The following is an 18,963-nucleotide window of genomic DNA, read 5'->3' on the forward strand; positions in this document are numbered from 1 at the left end:
GAATCGGAGGACAGGATGCGCAAACAGCTCCAGGCGTGGGCCTGTCTCGGTTGTCTGGCGACCCTGAACATCCCGGCGCCCACCGCCCAGGCGGCCACCACCCTGACCGCCGCCGCCGAGCAGGCGAGCACCGTCCAGCAAGCCGGCACCGTCCAGCAGGCGTGCCGCGTGCTCGCGGCCAGGCCGGTCGTCTCCGGCGGCGTGGTGCGCGGCACCGTGACGCGGACCGGCTGCTCGGACCAGGCCCGGCTCAGGGTGCGCATCAAGGTCTCCGCGTCCGGCACCGACCCCGTCGTCAAGAGCGGCTCCAAGGTCGTCAGTAACGCCCGGCTCACCGCGAAAGTGCGCTGCACCCCCACCGCGCGCCGCTACTACGTGGTCGCGCTCGACTCGCAGGGCCGGGCCGAGCAGTCACGCCCGGTACGACTGTCGTGCGGCCGCCCGGCGTCGGCCGGCGCCGGATTCGCCTCCGCGCCCGAGACCGCGGTCGTCCGGCTCACCAACCAGGCCAGGCTCGCCAAGGGCTGCCGCCCGCTCGTCCACGACGCCAAGCTGCACCTCGCCGCCGAACGCCACTCGGCTGACATGGCGGCCAACAACTACTTCTCGCACGAGTCGCGCGACGGCCGCACGTTCGACCAGCGCATCAGGGCGGCGGGCTTCGCCTTCCGCGCGGCCGGCGAGAACATCGCCAAGGGCCAGCCCTCGGCCGCCTCCGTGGTCAGGGCCTGGCTCAACAGTCCCGGTCACCGGGCCAACATCATGAACTGCTCCTACACTCGCATCGGCGTCGGGCACGCCGCCAAGGGACCGACCTGGACCCAGGACTTCGGCACCCCTCGTTAGCGCACTCCCCCCGTACCAAGGGAGCGTCGGGCTTCACCGGCCACACCCCGAGCCGGTTTCCCACCGCACGCCCATACGCTCCCCTCCGGGCGGACCCGGCCGCGCCTCCCCGCACACAGGACCGCGGCCGGGTCCGCGTCACTCCAGCACCACGGCAGGGCCCGCGTCACCCGGCACCACGGCAGAACCCGCGTCACCCGGCACCGCGGCAGGGCCCGCGTCACCCCAGCGCCGCGCGCAGCCGGTCGTAGCCCGGGGCGAGCCGCCGCAGTTCCGCCGCCGCGGCCGTGTCGTCGCCCGTGACCAGCGGATGTTGCAGCCCACCCAGCACGCGGGCCTGACCGGCCGCGGCCGAGGCCGCCTCGGTCAGGCCGAGGAAGTCCAGGCAGCCGGCCGCGTCGGCCAGCCGGCGGGTGCCCACCCGCACCGCGAAGTGCACGAGCATCCCGCGCGTCTCCTCGTCGAGACCGGCCTCGACCAGCTCGGCCAGCCGCAGCGCCGCGGCGGCCCCGCCCAGCGTCCCCGGCGGCACCGGCAGGTCGTCCCGGCCGTCCAGCCAGCGGGCGGCGGCGGGCAGCGAGCGGCGCAGCGCCTCGGGCACGGACGTCTCCCGCACCCGCCTGAAGCCGGTCCGCAGCACGTATGGAGTGGTGAGGTATTCCACCGCCTCCCCCCGCCAGGCGGCCAGGAAGTCCGCGACCGGCAGCGTGGCGAAGGGGTGCCCGTGCGGATCGTGCACGACGACGGTCTCATCCTCCACGGCGAGGACCACGACGTAGTGGTCACCGGCCCCGCCCGGCGTGTACGACAGCAGCGCCATGTCCACCGGCCCGGCCAGCACGGGACCACGCGCCACGGCGGCCCGCAGCCGCTCCAGAGCCTCCCCGGGAGCACCCCCGGAAGAGCGCTCGCACTCCTGGCCGAGCAGCTCGATGGCGGCGTCGAGCCCCAGCTCGGGATCCCAGGCGTAGGGATCGAAGTACGGCCGGGTGCCGCCGGCGAGCTGCATCCCGAACGGCGACCCCGTCAGCGTCTCGATCACCGCGACCGGCGGCGCGGCGGGCCCGAGCAGCATGGCCAGGGAATGGGCGTAACAGTAGGGTCCTGAACCCTGGTAGGTGAGCATGCCGCCATTGAACGGCCTGACACGGTGTCAGGCTCAACTCAGCGTCCTCAGCCGGGGGGACGGTCCGAGAAGCGGGCCAGGACGAGCGACTCGACGACGCCGACGACCGCGTACGCGACGATGGACACGGCCGTGACCACCACGATGTCCGCCCACACCTCGTCATAGCGGAACCCGCCGATCGCCCGCAGGATCTCCGCGCCGATGCCCTCCCCGGTGGCCAGCCACTCGGCGATCAGCGCGCCGATGATCGAGGCGGGCACGGAGATCCGGGCCGAGGCGAACACCGCGGGCATCGCCGTCGGCACCGCCACCTTGCGCAGCACGGTCAGCCGGTTGCCGCCGTACGCCATGATCAGGTCGGTGGCCTGCGGCGAGGCGGACCTCAGCCCGAAGGCGATGTTGACCAGGGCCGGGAAGAACACCACGATGCCGCCGATGACGGCCACGCCCAGCAGCTCCCTGCCGAAGACGAGCGTGATCAGCGGTGTCATCACCACGAGCGGCACCGAGCGCAGCAGCATGGCGACCGGCATGAACGTCTGCTCGACGGTCCTGAACAGCACGAACATGACGGCCACGACCATCGCGCCGACCATGCCGGTGGTGAAGCCGATGGCGGCGTCCCTGACCGTGATGGCCAGCGCGCCGAACACGGCGTCGCGGTGGGCCTCCGAGGCGGTCAGATAGTCCCAGACCTGCGGCGGGCGCTTGCCCACGAGCGGGCTGATCCCGAACGCCTCCAGCGCCAGCCACCACGCGGCCACGACGATGACCACGGAGGGCGCGAGAGGGCCGACGACCCGCAGGGTGGTACGGCCGATCACTGGGTTTCGCCTCTCGACCAGGGGGTGACCAGGCGGGCGACGAGGGCGACGACCGCGTACCCGAGCCCGGCGACGAGGCCGGCCACGAGCGCGAGCCCCCAGGTGCGCGGCACCTGGAACTGCTGCTGGGAGATCATCAGGGAGACGCCGAGTCCCTGGTCGTTGCTGCCGAGGTATTCCCCGATGATCGCGCCGAGCAGCGCGGACGGGGCCGAGATCTTCAGCCCGGCGAACGTGCTGGGCAGGGCGGAGACGATCTGTACGTAGCGGAGCCTGGCCAGTCGGCCGCCGCCGTACACGGTGATGAGGTCGAGGCCGGCCCGGTCGGCGGAGCGCAGGCCGAGCAGGGCGCCGATGAGCGTCGTGAAGAAGACCGAGATGGCGGCCAGGAACACCACGGTGGCGTCGCCGCCGAAGACGACCAGCACGATGGGGCCGATCGCGAGCAGCGGAATGCAGTAGCTGATCACCGCGAGCTGGGTGGCGACGGCCTCCAGCCTGGGCACGAGCAGCACCAGCAGGGCCACACCGATGGCGAGCCCGTTGCCCCAGAGGAAACCCTGGACGCCGGCGGACAGGGTGGCCGAGAGGTTGGGGCCGTAGAAGGCCCAGCCGTCCGCGCCCATGGACGCGAGCACCGCCCAGGGGGTGGGCACCGCGCCGCCGCCGGCGAACACCGTCGCGGCCAGCAGCCACCAGAGCCCGAACAGGGCGACGACGCCGAGCAGCCCCTGGACGCGCCTCATGCGCCGTGCCCGAACAGCAGGTCGCTGAGGTGGTCGTGGATGGCGTGGAACTCGGGCGTGCGCATCATGTCGGGGGTACGCGGGCGCGGCAGGCCGATCTCCACCAGCTCGACGATCCGGCCGGGGCGCGGGCTCATGACGGCCACCACGTCCGACAGGAAGATGGCCTCGCTGATGCCGTGCGTGACCATCAGCGTCGTGGCCGGCTTCTCCGTCCAGATGCGCAGCAGCTCCAGGTTGAGCCGCTGGCGGGTCATGTCGTCCAGGGCGCCGAACGGCTCGTCCAGCAGCAGCACGCTGGGCTTGACCACCAGCGCGCGGGCGATGGACACGCGCTGGCGCATGCCGCCGGACAGCTCGGCGGGCCTGGCCTTCTCGAAGCCTTCGAGGCCGACCAGCTTGATCAGGTCGTCGATCACGCCGGGCTCCGGCCTGATCCCGGCCACCTCCAGCGGCAGCCGGATGTTGGCCGCGACGCTGCGCCAGGCCAGCAGCGCCGAGTCCTGGAAGGCGATGCCGAGGTGGTGGCTCCTGCGCAGCTCTTCTGGGGTCTCGCCGTTCACCCGGATCTCGCCCGTCGTGGACTGCTCCAGACCGGCGAGAATGCGCAGCACCGTGGACTTGCCGCAGCCGGACGGGCCGAGCAGCGACAGGAACGAGCCCTTCGGCGTCTGGAGATCCACGCCTTCGACGGCGGTGAGTCCCTTGCCGAAGGTCTTGCTCAGCCCGCTGATGGCGATTCCGGTCATGACAGCTTCAGGCTCGGGTCGGCCTTGTAGATCTCGTCCAGGATCGTCAGGTCGAAGAGCTGCTCGGCCTTGATGTTCAGACCGGCCTTGGCCAGCGACTCGATGTTCTGCGCGATCAGCTCGGGCGTCATCGTGAACAGGCCGTTGGCCTTGGCGTCAGGGGTGACGACGAGGTCGTTCTGCATCTTGGCCTCCTCCGTCTGCTCCTTGACGTCGAGGTTCTGGTCCTTGCCGTAGACGGTGGCGGCCAGCTCGGCGGACTTGGCCGGATCGGCGATGGCGTCCTTCCAGCCCTTGATCTCGGCGGTCAGGAACGCCTTGAGCTTGTCGCGCTCGTTGTCGATGGTCTCCTGCGTGACCGTGAACGTCTCGGCGACCAGCGGCAGGCCGGCGTCGGCGAGCAGCAGGTACGCCGGGTCGTGGCCGCCCATCCGCAGCCGTACGGGCCCGCTGGTGACGAAGCCGACGTACCCGTCGAGCTGTCCCGAGGTGAGCATCGACGGGTCGGACTGGAACGGCACCCGCGTCACGCTCGACGCGTCCAGCCCGTTGGCCTTGAGCAGCGCGTTCCAGACCAGCTCGTTGGAGTCCTGGACGCCGATCTTCTTACCGACGAGGTCCTTGGCGTCCTTGATCGGGTTCTTGTTCAGGGAGATGATCGCGAATGGGTTCTTCTGGAACGTCGCGCCGACGATCTTCAGCGGCGCGCCCTGCAGCACGGCCGGGGCGGTGATGGTGGGCGCGGACAGGCCCGCCCAGCAGCGGCCGGTGGCCAGGCCCGACTCGACCGAGGTGCCGGAGCCGCCGCCCGACAGCAGCTCGACCTGCGTGAACCCGGCCGCCTTGAAGTAGCCCTTGCTGTCGGCGAAGTATTCGCCGGCGAACTCGACGTTCTTCTTCCAGGAGAGCTGCAGCTTGACCGACCCGAACCCGCCGCCCGGCGACGACGTGGACGTGGACGCGGTGCCGTTGTCGCCACAGGCGGCCAGACCGAACGCCAGACCGGCCAGACCTGTTGTCCGCAGGAACGCGCGACGGTCGAAGGTAGCCATAATTCTCCTTGAGCGGCCGTGAACATGCAGGTCAGGACGGTATCTATCGATTATTACCATCGTGTGACGATGGTTTAGGACATCATGGCCGGTAAGTGCGTACCGAACCGGGAACCGGGGAAAACCGCTGGCGACCCCTGTAGGTCCCTACGAGAGCGCCGCGCGAGGACCGTAGATCCCTCCAGCCGCCCAGAGGCTCCGGTAGCGTCGATCCTGAAATGAGACTCGACGGAATCCCCCTTTGGGACGGTACCGAATATCGCGGCCCGGTCGATCTGAGCTGGGAGCCCGACCGGATCACCGAGGTCACGGCCACCGCGCAGCTTCACACCGACCTGTGCGTGCTCCCCGGCCTGGTGGACACGCACGTCCACCTCGTCGGTTACGCGGGTCCAGGCGACCCGCCCGACTTCGCGACCTGGCCGCTGGTCACCACCAGGGACGAGCAGGTCCTGCACGGCGCCGCCCACGCCCAGCGGGCGATGCGGCACGGCGTAACGACCCTGCGCGACCTGGCGGGCGACGAGGCCCAGGTCGCGCTGCGCCGGGCCTTCGACGCCGGCGTGCTGCCGGGGCCGCGCCTCCAGGTGCACGGCGTCGTCGGGATGACCGCCGGGCACAACGACCTGTTCGTGCCGCCGGCGTTCCCCGGCAGGAAGCCGACGGCCGACGGGCCCGACGAGTGCCGCAAGCTGGTGCGCACGTGGGCCCGCGCCGGCATGGACGGCATCAAGATCACCACCAGCGGCGGCGTGCTGTCGATCGGCGACAAGAACGCCTGGCGCAACTACACCCGCGACGAGATCAGGGCCGTCGTGGACGAGGCGCACGCGCTCGGCATGCTGGTCGCCTCGCACGCCCACTCCGAGGACGGCATCCGGGTGGCCGTCGAGGAGGGCGTGGACTCCATCGAGCACGGCACGCTCATGAGCAGGGACCTGGCCGAGGCACTGGCCGTCCGCGGCACGCCCGTGGCCCCGACGCTGCTGATCAACGAGGCCATCGCCGCCGGCCGTGTCCCGGTCACGCCGGAGGCCATGGCCAAGGCGGCCGAGCTGGTCGCCACCCGCGACGTGCTGCTCGCCCAGGCGGCGGCGCTGGGCGTGCGGTTCGTGCTCGGCACCGACGCCAACGGCCACCACGTGCGGTTCGGCGACCAGCTCGCCGAGGTGGTGCACATGACGCGCATTCTCGGCATGGACGCGGAGTCGGCGCTGCGCGCGGCCACCTCCGACGCGGCCGACTCGATCGGCATGCCCGTGGGCCGGATCGCGCCCGGTCTGGGCGCCGACCTCATCGTGCTGCGCGGCCGGCCGTGGGAGCGCATCGAGGACCTGGCCACGGAGAACATCGTGGCCGTGGTGTCACGGGGCCGGCTCGTCGCGGGCAACCTGCCCTGACCTCGGGGCCGCCTGCCCTGGGCGCGGCTCGTCGCCTGACCGCAGCGCGAGATACAGGTCCGTGCGGTCGCGCATCGACGTCATCCGCCGCCCGGTGAGCTCCTCGATCCGCTGCATCCGGTAGCGCAGGGTGTTGACGTGCACGTAGAGCTCGTCGGCGGTGCGCTGCCAGGACCCGCACGTCTCCAGGAAGATGTCGAGCGTGCGCAGCAGCTCGGAGCCGTGCCGCGCGTCGTAGTCGGCCACGGGCCCGAGCAGGTGGTCGCGGAACGACCTGCGCACGCTCGCCGGCAGCGCGGCCAGCAGCAGGTCGAAGCTGTCGATGTCGGCCACCGACATGATCGACACGGGCCCGGGGCCGCCGCGCGCGGACTCCATGCCGCGCCTGGCCGTCTCCAGGGCCTCGCCGAGCTGGGAGACGCTGGCCGCCATCTCGCTGATCCCGGCCGCGATGCTCATCCCCGGCCGCTCCGCGATCAGCCCGCGCAGCTCGTCGGCCAGGCTCTTGCGCGAGGCCCGGCCGTTGACCAGCACGATCGCCTCGCCGGGCGTGCCACCGACGATCAGGTGACGGCCCTTGCGCGCCAGGCCCTCGTGCAGCAGCTCGGGCAGGTCGTGCTCGGGGCCGCCGGTCCGCGCCACCGCCATGGCCGCGGTCGGCAGGCCGGGGTCGGCGCCGAGCAGCCGCAGGTGCGCCGACACCTCGCCGGGCGGGATCTGGCCCAGCACGTCGAGCAGGGTCTGCGCCCTGACCCGTTCGCCCCGTCGCTGCTCGGCGGCGAACCCGTCGGCGGTGACGACCTCGGTGATCGTGCCGAACGACTGGTCGGGGGCGGCCAGCAGCAGCGGCAGCCGCCTGCGCTCACACGCCTTGACCAGCTCCGCCGGCAGCTCGCCGAGCACGATCAGTCCCACGACCAGGCCGGCGGCGTCGCTGGCCCACAGCGCGTCGGCGAAGCGCTCGCAGTCGGCCGGCTCGCCGTACCAGACGCCGCTGGTCAGCACCAGGTCGCCGGAGCGCAGGTAGCGGCGGGGGTCGGGCAGATCGGTCGGGTACGCGCGCCGGATCTCGCGGTCGAGCGACTCGGCGCCGGTCACCAGCGTCAGCCGTAGGTCGTCGCGTGCGAGCAGCTCCGCCAGCCTCATGAAATCTTATGTTATGCCAGGTCAAGGCCCTGAGATTCAGAGGTTCGCACGATACCTCGAACCTCCTGGGTCGGGTTTACTCGATGTCATGCGCCCTAAAGCGGAACTCCATCTGCACATCGAAGGCACCCTGGAACCCGAGCTCGTCGTCGAGCTGGCCAGGCGTAACCGGATCGACCTGCCGACCTTCGACGTGGAGGCCATCCGCGCGCGCTACTCCTTCACGAATCTGCAGTCGTTCCTGGACGTCTACTACGAGAACATGGCCGTGCTGCGCACGGAGGAGGACTTCTACGACCTGGCCGCCGCCTACCTGCGCAGGGCCGCGGAGCAGGGGGTGCGGCACGCGGAGATCTTCTTCGACCCGCAGGCCCACCTGAGCAGGGGCGTGCCGCTCGACGTGGTGTTCGGCGGGCTGTCGGCGGCGCTGAAGGACTCCGGCCTGTCGGCCGCGCTGATCCTGTGCTTCCTGCGCGACCGTGGGCCGGAGGATGCCGAGCAGGTGCTGCGGGCGGCGCTGCCGTACCGGGAGCGGTTCATCGGGGTGGGGCTGGACTCGGCCGAGGTGGGCTATCCGCCGTCGCTGTTCCGGCGGGTCTTCGACATGGCCGCGGCGGAGGGGCTGCGCCGGGTGGCGCACGCGGGCGAGGAGGGCGGGCCCGACTACGTGTGGGAGGCGCTCGACATCCTGCGCGTCGAGCGGGTCGACCACGGCATCAGGGCGATGGAGGATCCGCAGCTCGTGGCCCGGTTGCGGGCCGAGCGGATCCCGCTGACCGTGTGCCCGCTGTCGAACGTGCGGCTGCGGGCGGTGCCGTCGCTGCGCGACCACATCCTGCCCGCGATGCTGGACGAAGGGCTGGTCGTGACCGTCAACTCCGACGACCCGGCCTACTTCGGCGGCTACGTGGAGGACAACTACGTGGCGGTGAAGAACGAGTTGGGGATGACCGAGTCGCAGCTCGACCGGATCGCCCAGAACTCCTTCGAGGCGTCCTTCGCCTACGCGAACCAATAGTTAAGGGGCCTGCCCGACGGGCAGGCCCCTTCAGTGACGTTCGTCAGCCGCTCAGAACGGAGCTGAGGAGCTCGTTCAGCAGGTCGAGGTCGAGGATGTCGTTGTCCTCGCCGAAGTTGTTCCACTCACCGAAGTCAAACTCCTTGCCGGAGTCGTGACCGTGGTTGGGGCCGGGCAGGATGCCGGTGTACGCCGGTGACGCAGCGAGCGCGGAGCCACCGAACATGACCATCCCGCCGACGAGTCCGGCCAGGATGAGCCCTGATCGCTTCATATCGATTCTCCTCTGATAACTCTCGACTACTCTCCGTAGCTATCGGAGGAAGATCTGCCCTCCGCCCAAGTTCGACAAACACCCATATTTTCGCTCTTTACCTGCGGAAATACAGCACCAAGGGGAACAGGGGACGAAGATCGTCCTACTTGACGATCAGGTGCATCCGGCAGGAGAATCGGCCGCCTCGATCCTTACCGGTCCATTGCCATGGATCACGCTCCCGCGCGGCGTCACACTGGTGCGTATTACGGGGAGGCAGATCATGACCTCGCATACCGGATCTTCCGTACAGACCACCCCAGAACGGCGCCCCGAGCTGGACGCGATGCGGGCTCTCGTGGTCGTGGGGCTGGTGTTCTTCCACGCGTCGCTGGTGTTCGACTCGCGTGACGACTTCTACGTCAAGAACGCGGAGACGACCGAGATCACGTTCATCATCGCCGCGCTCTGCGTGATCTGGGCGATGCCGCTGCTGTTCCTCATCGCCGGGCTGGGGTCCTGGCACTCGATGCGCCGGCGCGGGCCCGGCGGGTTCGCCGTGGAGCGGTCGCTGCGGCTCGGCGTGCCGCTGGTGTTCGCCACGGTGACGCTCATCCCGGTGCCCCAATGGCTGCGGCTGCGGGCCGATCCGGGCTACACCGAGTCCTATCCGGAGTTCCTGCCGAGGTTCTTCGCGGTGCGACCGGACCTGAGCGACTTCCCGTTCATCCTGCGGGGCGAATACTTCGAGACCGGTCACCTGTGGTTCGTGGTGCTGCTGCTCACGTTCTCGCTGCTGCTCGCGCCGCTCGTGCGGTGGGTGCCGCGCGACCGGGCGCGGCGCTTCCGTGACCGGCTGGCCGCGATCTCGCGGCCCCGGGGCGCGCTGCTGCTGCTCGGGCTGCCGGTGGCGCTGGTCTGCTCGCTGGTGGGCCTGGAGGAGGCGTTCGGCGGCTGGAGCCGCTGGGCGTACCTGATCTTCTTCCTGTACGGCTTCCTCTTCGTCACCGACCGGGCCTTCCGCGCGGCGATGCGGCGCGACCGGCTGCCCGCCGCCGTCGCGGGCGTCGTGCTGATGGCGGTGGGGGTGCCCGGTTTCATCATCGCGGGCGACGCGCCCGGCGCGGACGCGTTCACGGACCTGACCCCGCTCGCGGCCGGGGTACGGGCCCTCTACGGCCTGGCCGGATGGTGCTGGCTGGTGGCGATCCTCGGCCTGCTCGACCGCCCGCGCCCCGCCGGGCCATCATCCGAGCCATCACTCGAACCCAGGCCGCCCGGGCGGATCTCCACCTACCTGGCCGCCGCCGTGCTCCCGCTCTACATCCTGCACCAGCCGATCGTGGTGGCCGTCGCCTACTTCGTGGTCGGCGGGCGAGCGCCGATCCTGGTCGAATATCTGGTGATCGTCGTGCTCTCGCTCGCCCTGACCGTGGCGGCCTACGACGTGCTGGTGCGCCGGACCAGGGTGACCAGGTTCCTGTTCGGGATGCGCGAGCCTACGGCACGGTCAGGATGACCGGGCCGTCCTCGGTGATCGCCACCGTGTGCTCGACGTGCACGCTCCTGCTCCCGTCGCCCGAGCACACCGACCAGCCGTCGGAGGCCATGTAGTAGCCGTCGCCGCCCCCGGCCATCAGGCTGGGCTCGATCGCGATCACCAGCCCGGGCCGCAGCCGCATCCCGCGCCCCGCGCGGGCCTCGTTGGGCACGAACGGCGACTCGTGCATGGCCCGCCCGATGCCGTGGCCGCCGAAGTCGTTCTGCATGCCGTAGCCGGCGCCGCGCCCGACCGTGGACATCGCGTGGCCGATGTCGCCCATCCGGCCGCCGGGCCTGGCCGCCTCGATGCCCGCGGCCAGGGTCTCCTCGGCGGCCCTGATCAGCTTGAGGTCCTCCTCGCGCGGGTGGCCGACCGCGAAGCTGACGGTGCCGTCGGCGTGCCAGCCGTCGACGAAGACGGCGCAGTCCACGCTGATCAGGTCGCCGTCCCGCAGCCTGTACGGCGACGGCAGCCCGTGCAGCATGACCCCGTTCACCGAGGTGCAGATCACGCCCGGGTACGGCATGGCCCCGAACGACGGGTGATAGCCCAGGAACGACGCCCCCGCCCGCGCCTCCTCGATGACCGTCCTGGCCACCTCGTCCAACTGCTTGAGCGTCACGCCCACGGCGGCCCGCTCCCGCGTCGCCGCCTGGACGGCGGCCACGATGCGGCCCGCCTCCCGCATCGCGTCTATCTCACCGGCTGACTTGAGCTCGATCACGGCCCCTCCTAGTCGATAACTATACCGGTATTATTATCACGGATCATGGCCGTGTCGACTAAGGGGGCCCCTCTACCCGGTTCAGTCCATCCCTCTCCTCCCGGGCGTCCAGAAGGGCTTCGTCCGCACGTCCCTGCGGTGCCACCCGCGCTCGCCGACCAGATGGGCGCGGATCGCCTGGATCGTGCGCGCCTCCCCCGCCAGGTAGGCCACGCCGGGCTCGCCGGGCAGGTCGAGCGCTCTGACCGCGTCCACGAGCACCTGCGACCGCGCCGCCGAGGCGCCGTCCCGGCACACCCTGACCAGTTCCCGGGGCAGGTCCAGGTGACCGCCGGGCCGGTCGGCCTCGACCGCGCCGTACACGCTCGCGTCCGCCGGCAGCGCCCGCAGCATCGCCCCGAACGCCACCGAGGCCGTCTCCTCGCCCGCGAACAGGTGGTAGGCCGCCTCGGGCCGCACCACGAAGCCTCCCTCCGGGCGCATGAAGGTGACCTCCTGGCCGGGCGCGGCGGCCCTGACCCAGGAGACGCCGGGCGAGTCGCCGCCGTGGTCGTAGCCGACCAGGTCGATCGCCTCCCAGCCGGGGTCGTGGTGCCAGATCGAGTAGGTGCGCAGGACGCCGCCCAGCAGACCGCCGTGCCCAAACAGCAGCCGTACGTGCTGGCCGGGCGTCCACCTCAGGCCCGCCAGGGCCTCCCCGGCGAGCCTGATCCGGCGCAGGCCGACGGCCATCTCCTCGACCTCGACGACCTCCGCCGTGAGGAACATCCGGTCGAACAGCCTGCGTGCCACGGTCCGCTGGGTCATCGCCGCTCCTTCGGGTCGAGTTCCTCGATCTCGCGGCGGGCGGCCACGAAGATCTCCTGGATCCGCTCGACCACCCGCGGGTCCCCGTGGGCGTGGGCGAGCGTCTTCACCGCCGCCTTGACCAGGCGCAGCGCGGGGCCGATGATCTCGGCGGCCTCGGGCTCGCGGAACATGCCCCACTCACCCCTGCTGGCCGCGCGGCCCCAGAGCCGCTCGATCTCGTCGGCCTGCTCCTCAGCCGTGCGACGGCCCTCGCCGGTGACGTGGTAGACCTTGCGGCCCTCCTCGGGCTCGACCCGGACGAGGCCCTCGTCCTCCAGCAGTTGCAGGGTCGGGTAGATCGAGCCGGCGCTGGGCTCGTAGGTGCCGTTGAACCGGTCGGCGAGGCGGCTCATGACCTGGTATCCATGCCCCGGCTGCTCGGCGACCAGGGCGAGGACGGCCAGGCGCAGCTCTCCCGGCCCGAAGAAGCGCCCTGTGGGGCCGCGCCCGCCCGGGCTTCGTCGCGCGTTCATCATGAGTCGGATGCTATATCGAACGATATAGCAAAGTACATATGGTCACCAGGCGCGGATGATCTCCGCCAGCCCGGCGAGCGACTCGACCGGCCGCCTTCAGCGCGCCGGTGAGCCGCCTGGCCACCTCGGCCGAGGTCCGCATGACCCGCTCCGCCACGTCGAGCGGCACGTCCCCCAGGTCGCGGTGGTGCGCGCGCGGGACCACCAGGGTGTGACCCCTGGTGGCCTGGACGAGGTTCAGGAAGGCGACCGTGTGCTCGTCCTCGTGGACGACCTGCGCGGGCTCGTCGCCCCGGACGATCCGGCAGAAGACGCAGCTCATTTCCACACCTTCGTGAAGGCGACGGTGGACTGGACGACGATGCCGCCGGCGGCGTGCAACCGGGCCAGCCCTTCGAACATCCGGGTCTTGAACTCCTCGGCCAGCTCGGGCTCCAGCGACTCGACGAACCCCCTGAACCCGTGCGACATGTTCCAGTCCCAATGGTGCTGCGGATCGCGGAAGGCGAACCACGTCCGCGCGTCGTGCTCCTCGACGCCGGTGAACCCGGCCTCCGCGCACAGCTCCGGTAGCGGCCGGGACGGCGGGGTGAACGGGTTGCACCGGCTCGTCCGCTGCCCCGTCTCCGCCATGAGCCTGCCGTAGAAGGCCCACCCGTCGTCCTCGCCGGCCGGCGCCTGCGCGCGGCCCGTCGCCGGCCCCGAGAAGGCCAGCAGGCCGCCGGGCCGCAGGACGCGGTGGGCCTCGGCGAGGACCCGGGCCGGGTCGTCGAGGAAGTGCAGCGTGAATCCGCAGGTCACGACGTCGAAGGAGGCGTCGGGCAGGTCGAGCGCGTGGACGTCCATGACGCGGGTGGACACCTGTGGCAGGTCACCGAGGTCGGCCACGAGTGCGCGCAGCATGTTGGGCGCGTTGTCGACCGCCAGCACCTCACCCTGGGCGCCGACCGCCCTGGCCGCCGGGCCGGTGATGGCGCCGCGCCCGGCCGCGAGGTCCAGGACCTTCTGCCCCTTCCGTAACCCGCACCAGGCGACGAGCTCGCGGCCGTAGGTCGCGAAGAAGGGGAGATGCTGGTCGTATTCGAAGGCGAGGTCGTCGAAGAGCCGCCGCACGAGCCGGGTGTCCGTCACAGCACCCCATGATCACGACTCGCCTCACGCGGGGGCAATCGGTTTTCAACCGACGGTGATGACGACCTTGCCCCTGGCGTGCCCGCCTTCGAGGTGGCCGATGGCCTCCGGCACCTCGGCCAGCGGATGGGTCCGGTCGATGACCGGGGTGAGCTTGCCCGCTTCGAACAGGTCGCGCAGGGTGTCGAGGTCGGCGGCGTTCTCGCGTACGACGAAGGTGATCAGCTTCTGGCGGGTGAACCTCGACACCACCATCACCTTGAGCATGCGGCCCATGACGCCGCTGGAGCCGCTGTTGGGGATGAAGGCCCCGGTCGCGGTGAGGGCGCGTCTGCAGTCCGCCAGGGAGCGGTTGCCGACGTTGTCGAGGATGACGTCATAGGGCCGCTCGGCGCGGGTGAAGTCCTCCTTGGTGTAGTCGACGACGTGGTCGGCGCCGAGCGAGCGGACCAGCTCCACGTTCCTGGTGCTGCACACGCCCGTCACCTCGGCCCCGTACGCCTTGGCGAGCTGCACCGCGAACGTGCCGATCCCGCCCGCCGCCCCGTTGACCAGCACCCGCCACCCCGCCCCGACCCCGGCCTTGTCGCGCAGGGCCTGCAGCGCGGTGAGCGCCGACGTCGGCGCGGCCGCCGCCTGCTCGAACGTCAGCCCGGCCGGCTTCCTGGCCAGCGGCCCGGTCTCGGCCACGGTGACGTATTCGGCGAACGCGCCCGGCGCGCAGCCGTAGACCTCGTCGCCCGGCTGGAACCTCGTGACGTCCTTGCCCACCGCCTCGACCTCCCCCGCCAGGTCGTTGCCCAGCCCGGGGACCTTCGGCCGGGTCAGCCCCGCCACGAGCCGGAAGACGTACGGCGTCCCGCGCAGCAGGTGCCAGTCCCCCGGGTTGACCGAGGCCGCCCGGACCCGGATCAGCACCCCGTCGTCGCGCACCTCGGGCTTGCCGGTCTCTTCTAACCGGATGACCTCAGGCGGCCCGTACGCGTGGTAGCGGCTGGCCTTCAAGATGCCCCCTCTGACATATGAAAGAAAATGCTGACATATGAAAAGCGTAGCATCCCATGCTCGGAGGCTCTAGTCCGCGAGCACCCCGTGGAAGGGGTCGCCGCCCTCACCCGCGAACGCGTACGCCCCGCCCTCGATCCGCCCGATCAGCCCCCGCGTCCACTCCGCGCCGGCCTCCGCCGAGTGCACCCACAGGTTCGTGATCTCTCCGATGTGCCCCAGGTCGCTCCGCCCGTGGTCAGCCGCCGCCCGCCACGCCTCCAGGTTCGCGACCCGCCGGCGCAGCAGGTCGAGGGCCTCCTGCCTGGTCAGGTCGGCGATGAAGCCCAGGCCCGCCGACAGCAGGTCCAGCTTGTCGTGCGCGGTCAGCGCGCCGCGCAGCAGCGAGAAATACTCGGCCGTGCCCTTCTCGGTGACCTCGTACTCGGTGCGCGGCGGGCCCCCGGCCGTGCTCGGCCCGGTCTCGTACGCGTGCAGCAGCCCCTGCTTCGCCAACTGCTTGAGCGCGTGGTAGATCGACCCCGGCTTGGTGTTCGACCACTCGTCCGCGCCCCAGAACTCCAGGTCGTTGCGCACCTGATAGCCATGGGCCCGGCCATGCCGCCGCACCGCGCCCAGGACCAGCAACCGGATCGCCGACACTTTCGCTCCTATTCAAGTTTGACTAGTTTGTGCGGAAAAACCGCGAGGGACGGGCCGAACCCCGTCCCTCGCGGGAAGACGCTCAGGCCTTGAGCCAGCTCATCATCGGACGGAGCTTGGCGCCCGTCTTCTCGATCGGCTGCTCGGCCAGCTCCTCGCGGTAGCGGCTGAACTCCTTCTGGCCGCCGTCGAACTCCTCGACGAGCTGGCGCGCGAAGGTGCCGTCCTGGACCTCGGCCAGCACGCGGCGCATCTCCGCGCGGGCCTCGTCGTTGATGATGCGCGGACCACGGGTGTAGCCGCCGTACTCGGCCGTGTCGGAGACCGACCAGTACATCTTCGAGATGCCGCCCTCGTACATGAGGTCGACGATGAGCTTCATCTCGTGCAGGCACTCGAAGTAGGCGACCTCGGGCTGGTAGCCCGCCTCGATGAGGGTGTCGAAGCCGGCCTTGATCAGCTCGGAGACACCGCCGCAGAGCACGGCCTGCTCACCGAACAGGTCGGTCTCGGTCTCCTCCTTGAACGTGGTGCGCAGCGCGCCGGCGCGGGTGCCGCCGATGCCCTTGGCGTAGGAGAGCGCCAGGTCCAGCGCCTTGCCCGAGGCGTCCTTCTCGACGGCGACGAGAACCGGCACGCCGCGCCCGGCCTCGAACTGACGGCGGACGAGGTGGCCGGGGCCCTTGGGGGCCACCATGCACACGTCGACACCCTCAGGGGCCTCGATGAGGCCGTAGCGGATGTTCAGGCCGTGGCCGAAGAACAGCGCGTCGCCCTCGACCAGGTTGGGGGCCACGTGCTCGGAGTAGAGGTGACGCTGGATGTGGTCCGGCGCCAGGATCATCGTGAGGTTGGCCTCCTCGACGGCCTCGCCCGGGGTGACCACGCGCAGGCCGTCGTTCTCGGCCTTCTCGCGGCTCTTGGAGCCCTCGGGCAGGCCGACGCGCACGTCCACGCCGGAGTCACGCAGGGAGAGCGCGTGGGCGTGGCCCTGGCTGCCGTACCCCAGCACGGCCACGTGGCGTCCCTGAATGATCGACAGGTCGGCCTGGTCGTCGTAGTAAATCTCGGTCACTTGCTCAAAACCTTTCAGGCGGTACGGTCCAGTGCCCTGAGGGACCGGTCGGTGATGGAGCGGGCGCCGCGGCCGATGGCCACCATGCCCGATTGGACGAGTTCTTTGATCCCGAACGGCTCAAGGACCTTGACGAACGCCTCAAGCTTGTCGGGAGTGCCGGTGACCTCGATGGTCACGGCGTCGGCCGCCACGTCGATGCAGCGGGCGCGGAAGAGCTGGACGAGCTCCAGAACGTGCGACCGGCTCTCGGAGTCGGCCTTGACCTTGATCAGCATCAGCTCGCGCTGCACGGACTGGGACGGGTCGAGCTCGACGATCTTGAGCACGTTGACCAGCTTGTTGAGCTGCTTGGTGACCTGTTCGAGCGGTAGCTCCTCGACACTCACCACGATCGTCATGCGGGAGATGTCGTCGTGCTCGGTGGGCCCGACGGCCAGCGAGTCGATGTTGAAGCCCCGCCGGCTGAACAGCGCCGACACGCGCGCCAGGACACCGGGCTTGTTCTCGACAAGCACCGACAGCGTGTGCCTACTCATCCTCGTTCTCCCACTTCGGCGCCATGTCACGGGCGATCTTGATGTCGTCGTTGCTGGTGCCCGCCGCGACCATGGGCCAGACCATGGCGTCCTGGTGGACGACGAAGTCGACCACGACAGGAACGTCGTTGATCTCCATGGCCTTCTTGATCACGGCGTCCACGTCCTCGGGCCGCTCACATCGCAGGCCCACACAACCATAGGCGTCGGCCAGTTTGACGAAGTCAGGGATCCGGCGCGTCGTCTGCAGGTTCGTGTTGGAGTAACGCTGGTCGTAGAAGAGCGTCTGCCACTGGCGGACCATGCCGAGATTACCGTTGTTGATGACGGCGATCTTGATCGGCACACCCTCAAGGGCGCACGTGGCCAGCTCCTGGTTGGTCATCTGGAAGCAGCCGTCGCCGTCGATGGCCCACACGACGGCGTCGGGACGGCCCATCTTCGCGCCCATCGCGGCCGGGACGGCGAAGCCCATCGTGCCGAGGCCGCCGGAGTTGATGAACGTGCCGGGCTGCTCGTAGTCGATGAACTGCGAGGCCCACATCTGGTGCTGCCCGACCCCGGCCACGTAGTAGGCGTCGGGGCCGGCGATGGCGCTCAGCCGCTGCATCACGTACTGAGGGGCCAGCGAGCCGTCCTCGAACTCCTCGTAGCCCAGCGGGTAGGTCTGGCGGTAGCCGTTGAGCTGCGTCCACCAGTCGGCGTAGTCGCCCTGCTGGCCAGAGGCCTGGATGGCGGCGATGAGGTCGCTGATGACCTCCTTGCAGTCGCCCACGATCGGGACGTCGGCGTGGCGGTTCTTGGAGATCTCCGCCGGGTCGATGTCCGCGTGAACGATCTTCGCGTACGGCGCAAAGGATGACAAATTGCCCGTCACCCGGTCGTCGAACCGCACGCCCAGGCCGATGATCAGGTCCGACTTCTGCAGCGAGCCGACGGCCGAGACGCTGCCGTGCATCCCGGGCATGCCCATGTGCTGGGGGTGGCTGTCGGGGAACGTGCCGCGCGCCATCAGGGTGGTGACGACGGGGATGTTCGTCAGTTCGGCGAGCTGCAGCAGCTCGGCCGAGGCGCGGGCCTTGTGGACGCCGCCGCCGACGTACAGGATGGGGCGCTTGGCCTCGGCGATGAGCTTGGCGGCCTCGCGGATCTGCTTGCTGTGCGGCCTGGTGACCGGGCGGTAGCCCGGGAGCTGCATGGTCGGCGGCCAGCTGAAGGTGGTCTCGGACTGCAGCGCGTCCTTGGAGATGTCCACGAGGACCGGGCCCGGGCGGCCGGTGGAGGCGATGTGGAACGCCTCCATGATCGTACGGGGGATGTCCGCGGGATCGGTGATCAGGAAGTTGTGCTTCGTGATCGGCATGGTGATGCCGGAGATGTCGGCTTCCTGAAAGGCGTCCGTGCCGATGGCCGCGCTGGGCACCTGCCCGGTGATGGCCACGATCGGCACCGAGTCCATGTAGGCGTCGGCGATCGGCGTCACCAGGTTGGTCGCACCCGGGCCGCTGGTCGCCATGCACACCCCGACCTTGCCCGTGGCCTGCGCGTAGCCCTCGGCCGCGTGACCCGCGCCCTGCTCGTGCCGTACGAGCACGTGCCGGACCTTGGTCGAGTCGTAGAGAGGATCGTAGGCCGGCAGAATGGCACCGCCCGGGATCCCGAACACTGTGTCGACTCCAACATGCTCCAGGGCCCTCACCAGGGCCTGTGCACCTGTCATCCGTTCGGTCATCGGCTCGTTCCTTGCGTGGCTACTCGCTTAAGGACATAAAAAAGGCCCCTTCCCACCAGGTGGCGGGTCTGGGGCGGCGCG

21 protein-coding genes are annotated in these 18,963 nt (G+C 70.3%); 4 read left to right on the plus strand and 17 right to left on the minus strand.

Features of this window, described 5'->3' with window-relative positions:
* Nucleotides 1-15 precede the first annotated feature (15 nt).
* A complete protein-coding gene (locus C4V41_RS28855) occupies nucleotides 16-846 on the plus strand; it encodes a CAP domain-containing protein (protein WP_200824288.1) in 831 nt (276 codons plus the stop codon).
* A 220-nt stretch (nucleotides 847-1,066) separates the two neighbouring features.
* Here the strand turns inward: C4V41_RS28855 and C4V41_RS28860 are convergent, their stop codons facing one another.
* From C4V41_RS28860 to C4V41_RS28880, 5 genes are read right to left on the minus strand one after another with little or no spacing between them, the layout of a single operon-like run.
* Nucleotides 1,067-1,972 carry a hypothetical protein gene (locus C4V41_RS28860; RefSeq protein ID WP_103959089.1) on the minus strand — a complete coding sequence of 302 codons (906 nt, stop codon included), beginning with the start codon at nucleotides 1,970-1,972 and terminating at the stop codon, nucleotides 1,067-1,069.
* A gap of 47 nt (nucleotides 1,973-2,019) precedes the next feature.
* Nucleotides 2,020-2,799 carry an ABC transporter permease gene (locus C4V41_RS28865; RefSeq protein ID WP_103959090.1) on the minus strand — a complete coding sequence of 260 codons (780 nt, stop codon included), beginning with the start codon at nucleotides 2,797-2,799 and terminating at the stop codon, nucleotides 2,020-2,022.
* The gene (locus C4V41_RS28870) at nucleotides 2,796-3,545 is read right to left on the minus strand and encodes an ABC transporter permease (RefSeq protein ID WP_103959091.1); all 750 of its coding nucleotides are present in this window, start codon (nucleotides 3,543-3,545) and stop codon (nucleotides 2,796-2,798) included. The genes C4V41_RS28865 and C4V41_RS28870 overlap by 4 nt, the downstream gene beginning before the upstream one ends.
* Complete coding sequence (locus C4V41_RS28875) at nucleotides 3,542-4,294, minus strand: ABC transporter ATP-binding protein (RefSeq protein WP_103959092.1); 753 nt, start codon at nucleotides 4,292-4,294, stop codon at nucleotides 3,542-3,544. Before C4V41_RS28875 ends, C4V41_RS28870 begins: the two co-directional genes overlap by 4 nt.
* A complete protein-coding gene (locus tag C4V41_RS28880) occupies nucleotides 4,291-5,346 on the minus strand; it encodes an ABC transporter substrate-binding protein (RefSeq protein WP_103959093.1) in 1,056 nt (351 codons plus the stop codon). The genes C4V41_RS28875 and C4V41_RS28880 overlap by 4 nt, the downstream gene beginning before the upstream one ends.
* Before the next feature lie 218 nt (nucleotides 5,347-5,564).
* Here C4V41_RS28880 and C4V41_RS28885 point away from each other — a divergent pair, with 218 nt between their 5' ends.
* Nucleotides 5,565-6,746, plus strand: a complete 1,182-nt coding sequence (locus tag C4V41_RS28885) for a metal-dependent hydrolase family protein (RefSeq protein ID WP_103959094.1) — start codon at nucleotides 5,565-5,567, stop codon at nucleotides 6,744-6,746.
* On the opposite strand, the gene C4V41_RS28890 is transcribed toward C4V41_RS28885, so the two are convergent.
* The gene (locus C4V41_RS28890) at nucleotides 6,711-7,892 is read right to left on the minus strand and encodes a PucR family transcriptional regulator (RefSeq protein WP_103959095.1); all 1,182 of its coding nucleotides are present in this window, start codon (nucleotides 7,890-7,892) and stop codon (nucleotides 6,711-6,713) included. The genes C4V41_RS28885 and C4V41_RS28890 overlap by 36 nt on opposite strands.
* 88 nt (nucleotides 7,893-7,980) lie before the next feature.
* Between C4V41_RS28890 and C4V41_RS28895 the strand changes: the two genes are divergently transcribed.
* Nucleotides 7,981-8,910 carry an adenosine deaminase gene (locus tag C4V41_RS28895; protein ID WP_103959096.1) on the plus strand — a complete coding sequence of 310 codons (930 nt, stop codon included), beginning with the start codon at nucleotides 7,981-7,983 and terminating at the stop codon, nucleotides 8,908-8,910.
* A gap of 43 nt (nucleotides 8,911-8,953) precedes the next feature.
* On the opposite strand, the gene C4V41_RS28900 is transcribed toward C4V41_RS28895, so the two are convergent.
* Complete coding sequence (locus C4V41_RS28900; protein WP_103959097.1) at nucleotides 8,954-9,184, minus strand: hypothetical protein; 231 nt, start codon at nucleotides 9,182-9,184, stop codon at nucleotides 8,954-8,956.
* Nucleotides 9,185-9,449: 265 nt separating this feature from the next.
* On the opposite strand from C4V41_RS28900, the gene C4V41_RS28905 reads away from it, so the two are divergent.
* Entirely contained in the window at nucleotides 9,450-10,685 is a 1,236-nt protein-coding gene (locus C4V41_RS28905) for an acyltransferase family protein (RefSeq protein WP_103959098.1), read from the plus strand.
* Here the strand turns inward: C4V41_RS28905 and map are convergent.
* From map to C4V41_RS28955, 10 genes are all read right to left on the minus strand, one after another.
* Nucleotides 10,666-11,433 (minus strand): type I methionyl aminopeptidase, encoded by a 768-nt coding sequence (gene map, locus C4V41_RS28910; protein WP_103959099.1) that lies wholly within the window; start codon nucleotides 11,431-11,433, stop codon nucleotides 10,666-10,668. The genes C4V41_RS28905 and map overlap by 20 nt on opposite strands.
* Before the next feature lie 81 nt (nucleotides 11,434-11,514).
* Nucleotides 11,515-12,240 (minus strand): siderophore-interacting protein, encoded by a 726-nt coding sequence (locus C4V41_RS28915; RefSeq protein ID WP_103959100.1) that lies wholly within the window; start codon nucleotides 12,238-12,240, stop codon nucleotides 11,515-11,517.
* Nucleotides 12,237-12,758 carry a PadR family transcriptional regulator gene (locus tag C4V41_RS28920; RefSeq protein ID WP_103959101.1) on the minus strand — a complete coding sequence of 174 codons (522 nt, stop codon included), beginning with the start codon at nucleotides 12,756-12,758 and terminating at the stop codon, nucleotides 12,237-12,239. The genes C4V41_RS28915 and C4V41_RS28920 overlap by 4 nt, the downstream gene beginning before the upstream one ends.
* A gap of 10 nt (nucleotides 12,759-12,768) precedes the next feature.
* Nucleotides 12,769-13,080, minus strand: a complete 312-nt coding sequence (locus tag C4V41_RS28925; RefSeq protein WP_103959102.1) for an HIT family protein — start codon at nucleotides 13,078-13,080, stop codon at nucleotides 12,769-12,771.
* A complete protein-coding gene (locus C4V41_RS28930; RefSeq protein WP_103959103.1) occupies nucleotides 13,077-13,889 on the minus strand; it encodes a class I SAM-dependent methyltransferase in 813 nt (270 codons plus the stop codon). Before C4V41_RS28930 ends, C4V41_RS28925 begins: the two co-directional genes overlap by 4 nt.
* A gap of 45 nt (nucleotides 13,890-13,934) precedes the next feature.
* Nucleotides 13,935-14,894, minus strand: a complete 960-nt coding sequence (locus C4V41_RS28935; RefSeq protein ID WP_103959104.1) for an NAD(P)-dependent alcohol dehydrogenase — start codon at nucleotides 14,892-14,894, stop codon at nucleotides 13,935-13,937.
* Nucleotides 14,895-14,963: 69 nt separating this feature from the next.
* Nucleotides 14,964-15,536 (minus strand): PadR family transcriptional regulator, encoded by a 573-nt coding sequence (locus C4V41_RS28940; RefSeq protein ID WP_103959105.1) that lies wholly within the window; start codon nucleotides 15,534-15,536, stop codon nucleotides 14,964-14,966.
* Between the two features lie 82 nt (nucleotides 15,537-15,618).
* Nucleotides 15,619-16,602: a ketol-acid reductoisomerase gene (gene ilvC, locus C4V41_RS28945; RefSeq protein WP_103959266.1), complete on the minus strand. Its 984-nt coding sequence runs from the start codon at nucleotides 16,600-16,602 to the stop codon at nucleotides 15,619-15,621.
* A 23-nt stretch (nucleotides 16,603-16,625) separates the two neighbouring features.
* Complete coding sequence (gene ilvN, locus C4V41_RS28950; protein WP_103959106.1) at nucleotides 16,626-17,150, minus strand: acetolactate synthase small subunit; 525 nt, start codon at nucleotides 17,148-17,150, stop codon at nucleotides 16,626-16,628.
* Nucleotides 17,143-18,882: an acetolactate synthase large subunit gene (locus C4V41_RS28955; protein WP_103959107.1), complete on the minus strand. Its 1,740-nt coding sequence runs from the start codon at nucleotides 18,880-18,882 to the stop codon at nucleotides 17,143-17,145. The genes ilvN and C4V41_RS28955 overlap by 8 nt, the downstream gene beginning before the upstream one ends.
* Nucleotides 18,883-18,963 lie beyond the last annotated feature (81 nt).

It is taken from the genome of Nonomuraea solani (assembly GCF_900108335.1).
GTDB classification, from domain to species: domain Bacteria; phylum Actinomycetota; class Actinomycetes; order Streptosporangiales; family Streptosporangiaceae; genus Nonomuraea; species Nonomuraea solani.

Bases quoted from the DNA above. Each gene is read 5' to 3' on its own strand.
- C4V41_RS28855 (WP_200824288.1), top strand. From the start codon at position 16: ATGCGCAAACAGCTCCAGGCGTGGGCCTGTCTCGGTTGTCTGGCGACC.
- C4V41_RS28860 (WP_103959089.1), bottom strand. From the start codon at position 1,972: ATGCTCACCTACCAGGGTTCAGGACCCTACTGTTACGCCCATTCCCTG.
- C4V41_RS28870 (WP_103959091.1), bottom strand. From the start codon at position 3,545: ATGAGGCGCGTCCAGGGGCTGCTCGGCGTCGTCGCCCTGTTCGGGCTC.
- C4V41_RS28875 (WP_103959092.1), bottom strand. From the start codon at position 4,294: ATGACCGGAATCGCCATCAGCGGGCTGAGCAAGACCTTCGGCAAGGGA.
- C4V41_RS28880 (WP_103959093.1), bottom strand. From the start codon at position 5,346: ATGGCTACCTTCGACCGTCGCGCGTTCCTGCGGACAACAGGTCTGGCC.
- C4V41_RS28885 (WP_103959094.1), top strand. From the start codon at position 5,565: ATGAGACTCGACGGAATCCCCCTTTGGGACGGTACCGAATATCGCGGC.
- C4V41_RS28890 (WP_103959095.1), bottom strand. From the start codon at position 7,892: ATGAGGCTGGCGGAGCTGCTCGCACGCGACGACCTACGGCTGACGCTG.
- C4V41_RS28895 (WP_103959096.1), top strand. From the start codon at position 7,981: ATGCGCCCTAAAGCGGAACTCCATCTGCACATCGAAGGCACCCTGGAA.
- C4V41_RS28900 (WP_103959097.1), bottom strand. From the start codon at position 9,184: ATGAAGCGATCAGGGCTCATCCTGGCCGGACTCGTCGGCGGGATGGTC.
- C4V41_RS28905 (WP_103959098.1), top strand. From the start codon at position 9,450: ATGACCTCGCATACCGGATCTTCCGTACAGACCACCCCAGAACGGCGC.
- C4V41_RS28915 (WP_103959100.1), bottom strand. From the start codon at position 12,240: ATGACCCAGCGGACCGTGGCACGCAGGCTGTTCGACCGGATGTTCCTC.
- C4V41_RS28920 (WP_103959101.1), bottom strand. From the start codon at position 12,758: ATGATGAACGCGCGACGAAGCCCGGGCGGGCGCGGCCCCACAGGGCGC.
- C4V41_RS28925 (WP_103959102.1), bottom strand. From the start codon at position 13,080: ATGAGCTGCGTCTTCTGCCGGATCGTCCGGGGCGACGAGCCCGCGCAG.
- ilvN (WP_103959106.1), bottom strand. From the start codon at position 17,150: ATGAGTAGGCACACGCTGTCGGTGCTTGTCGAGAACAAGCCCGGTGTC.
- C4V41_RS28955 (WP_103959107.1), bottom strand. From the start codon at position 18,882: ATGACCGAACGGATGACAGGTGCACAGGCCCTGGTGAGGGCCCTGGAG.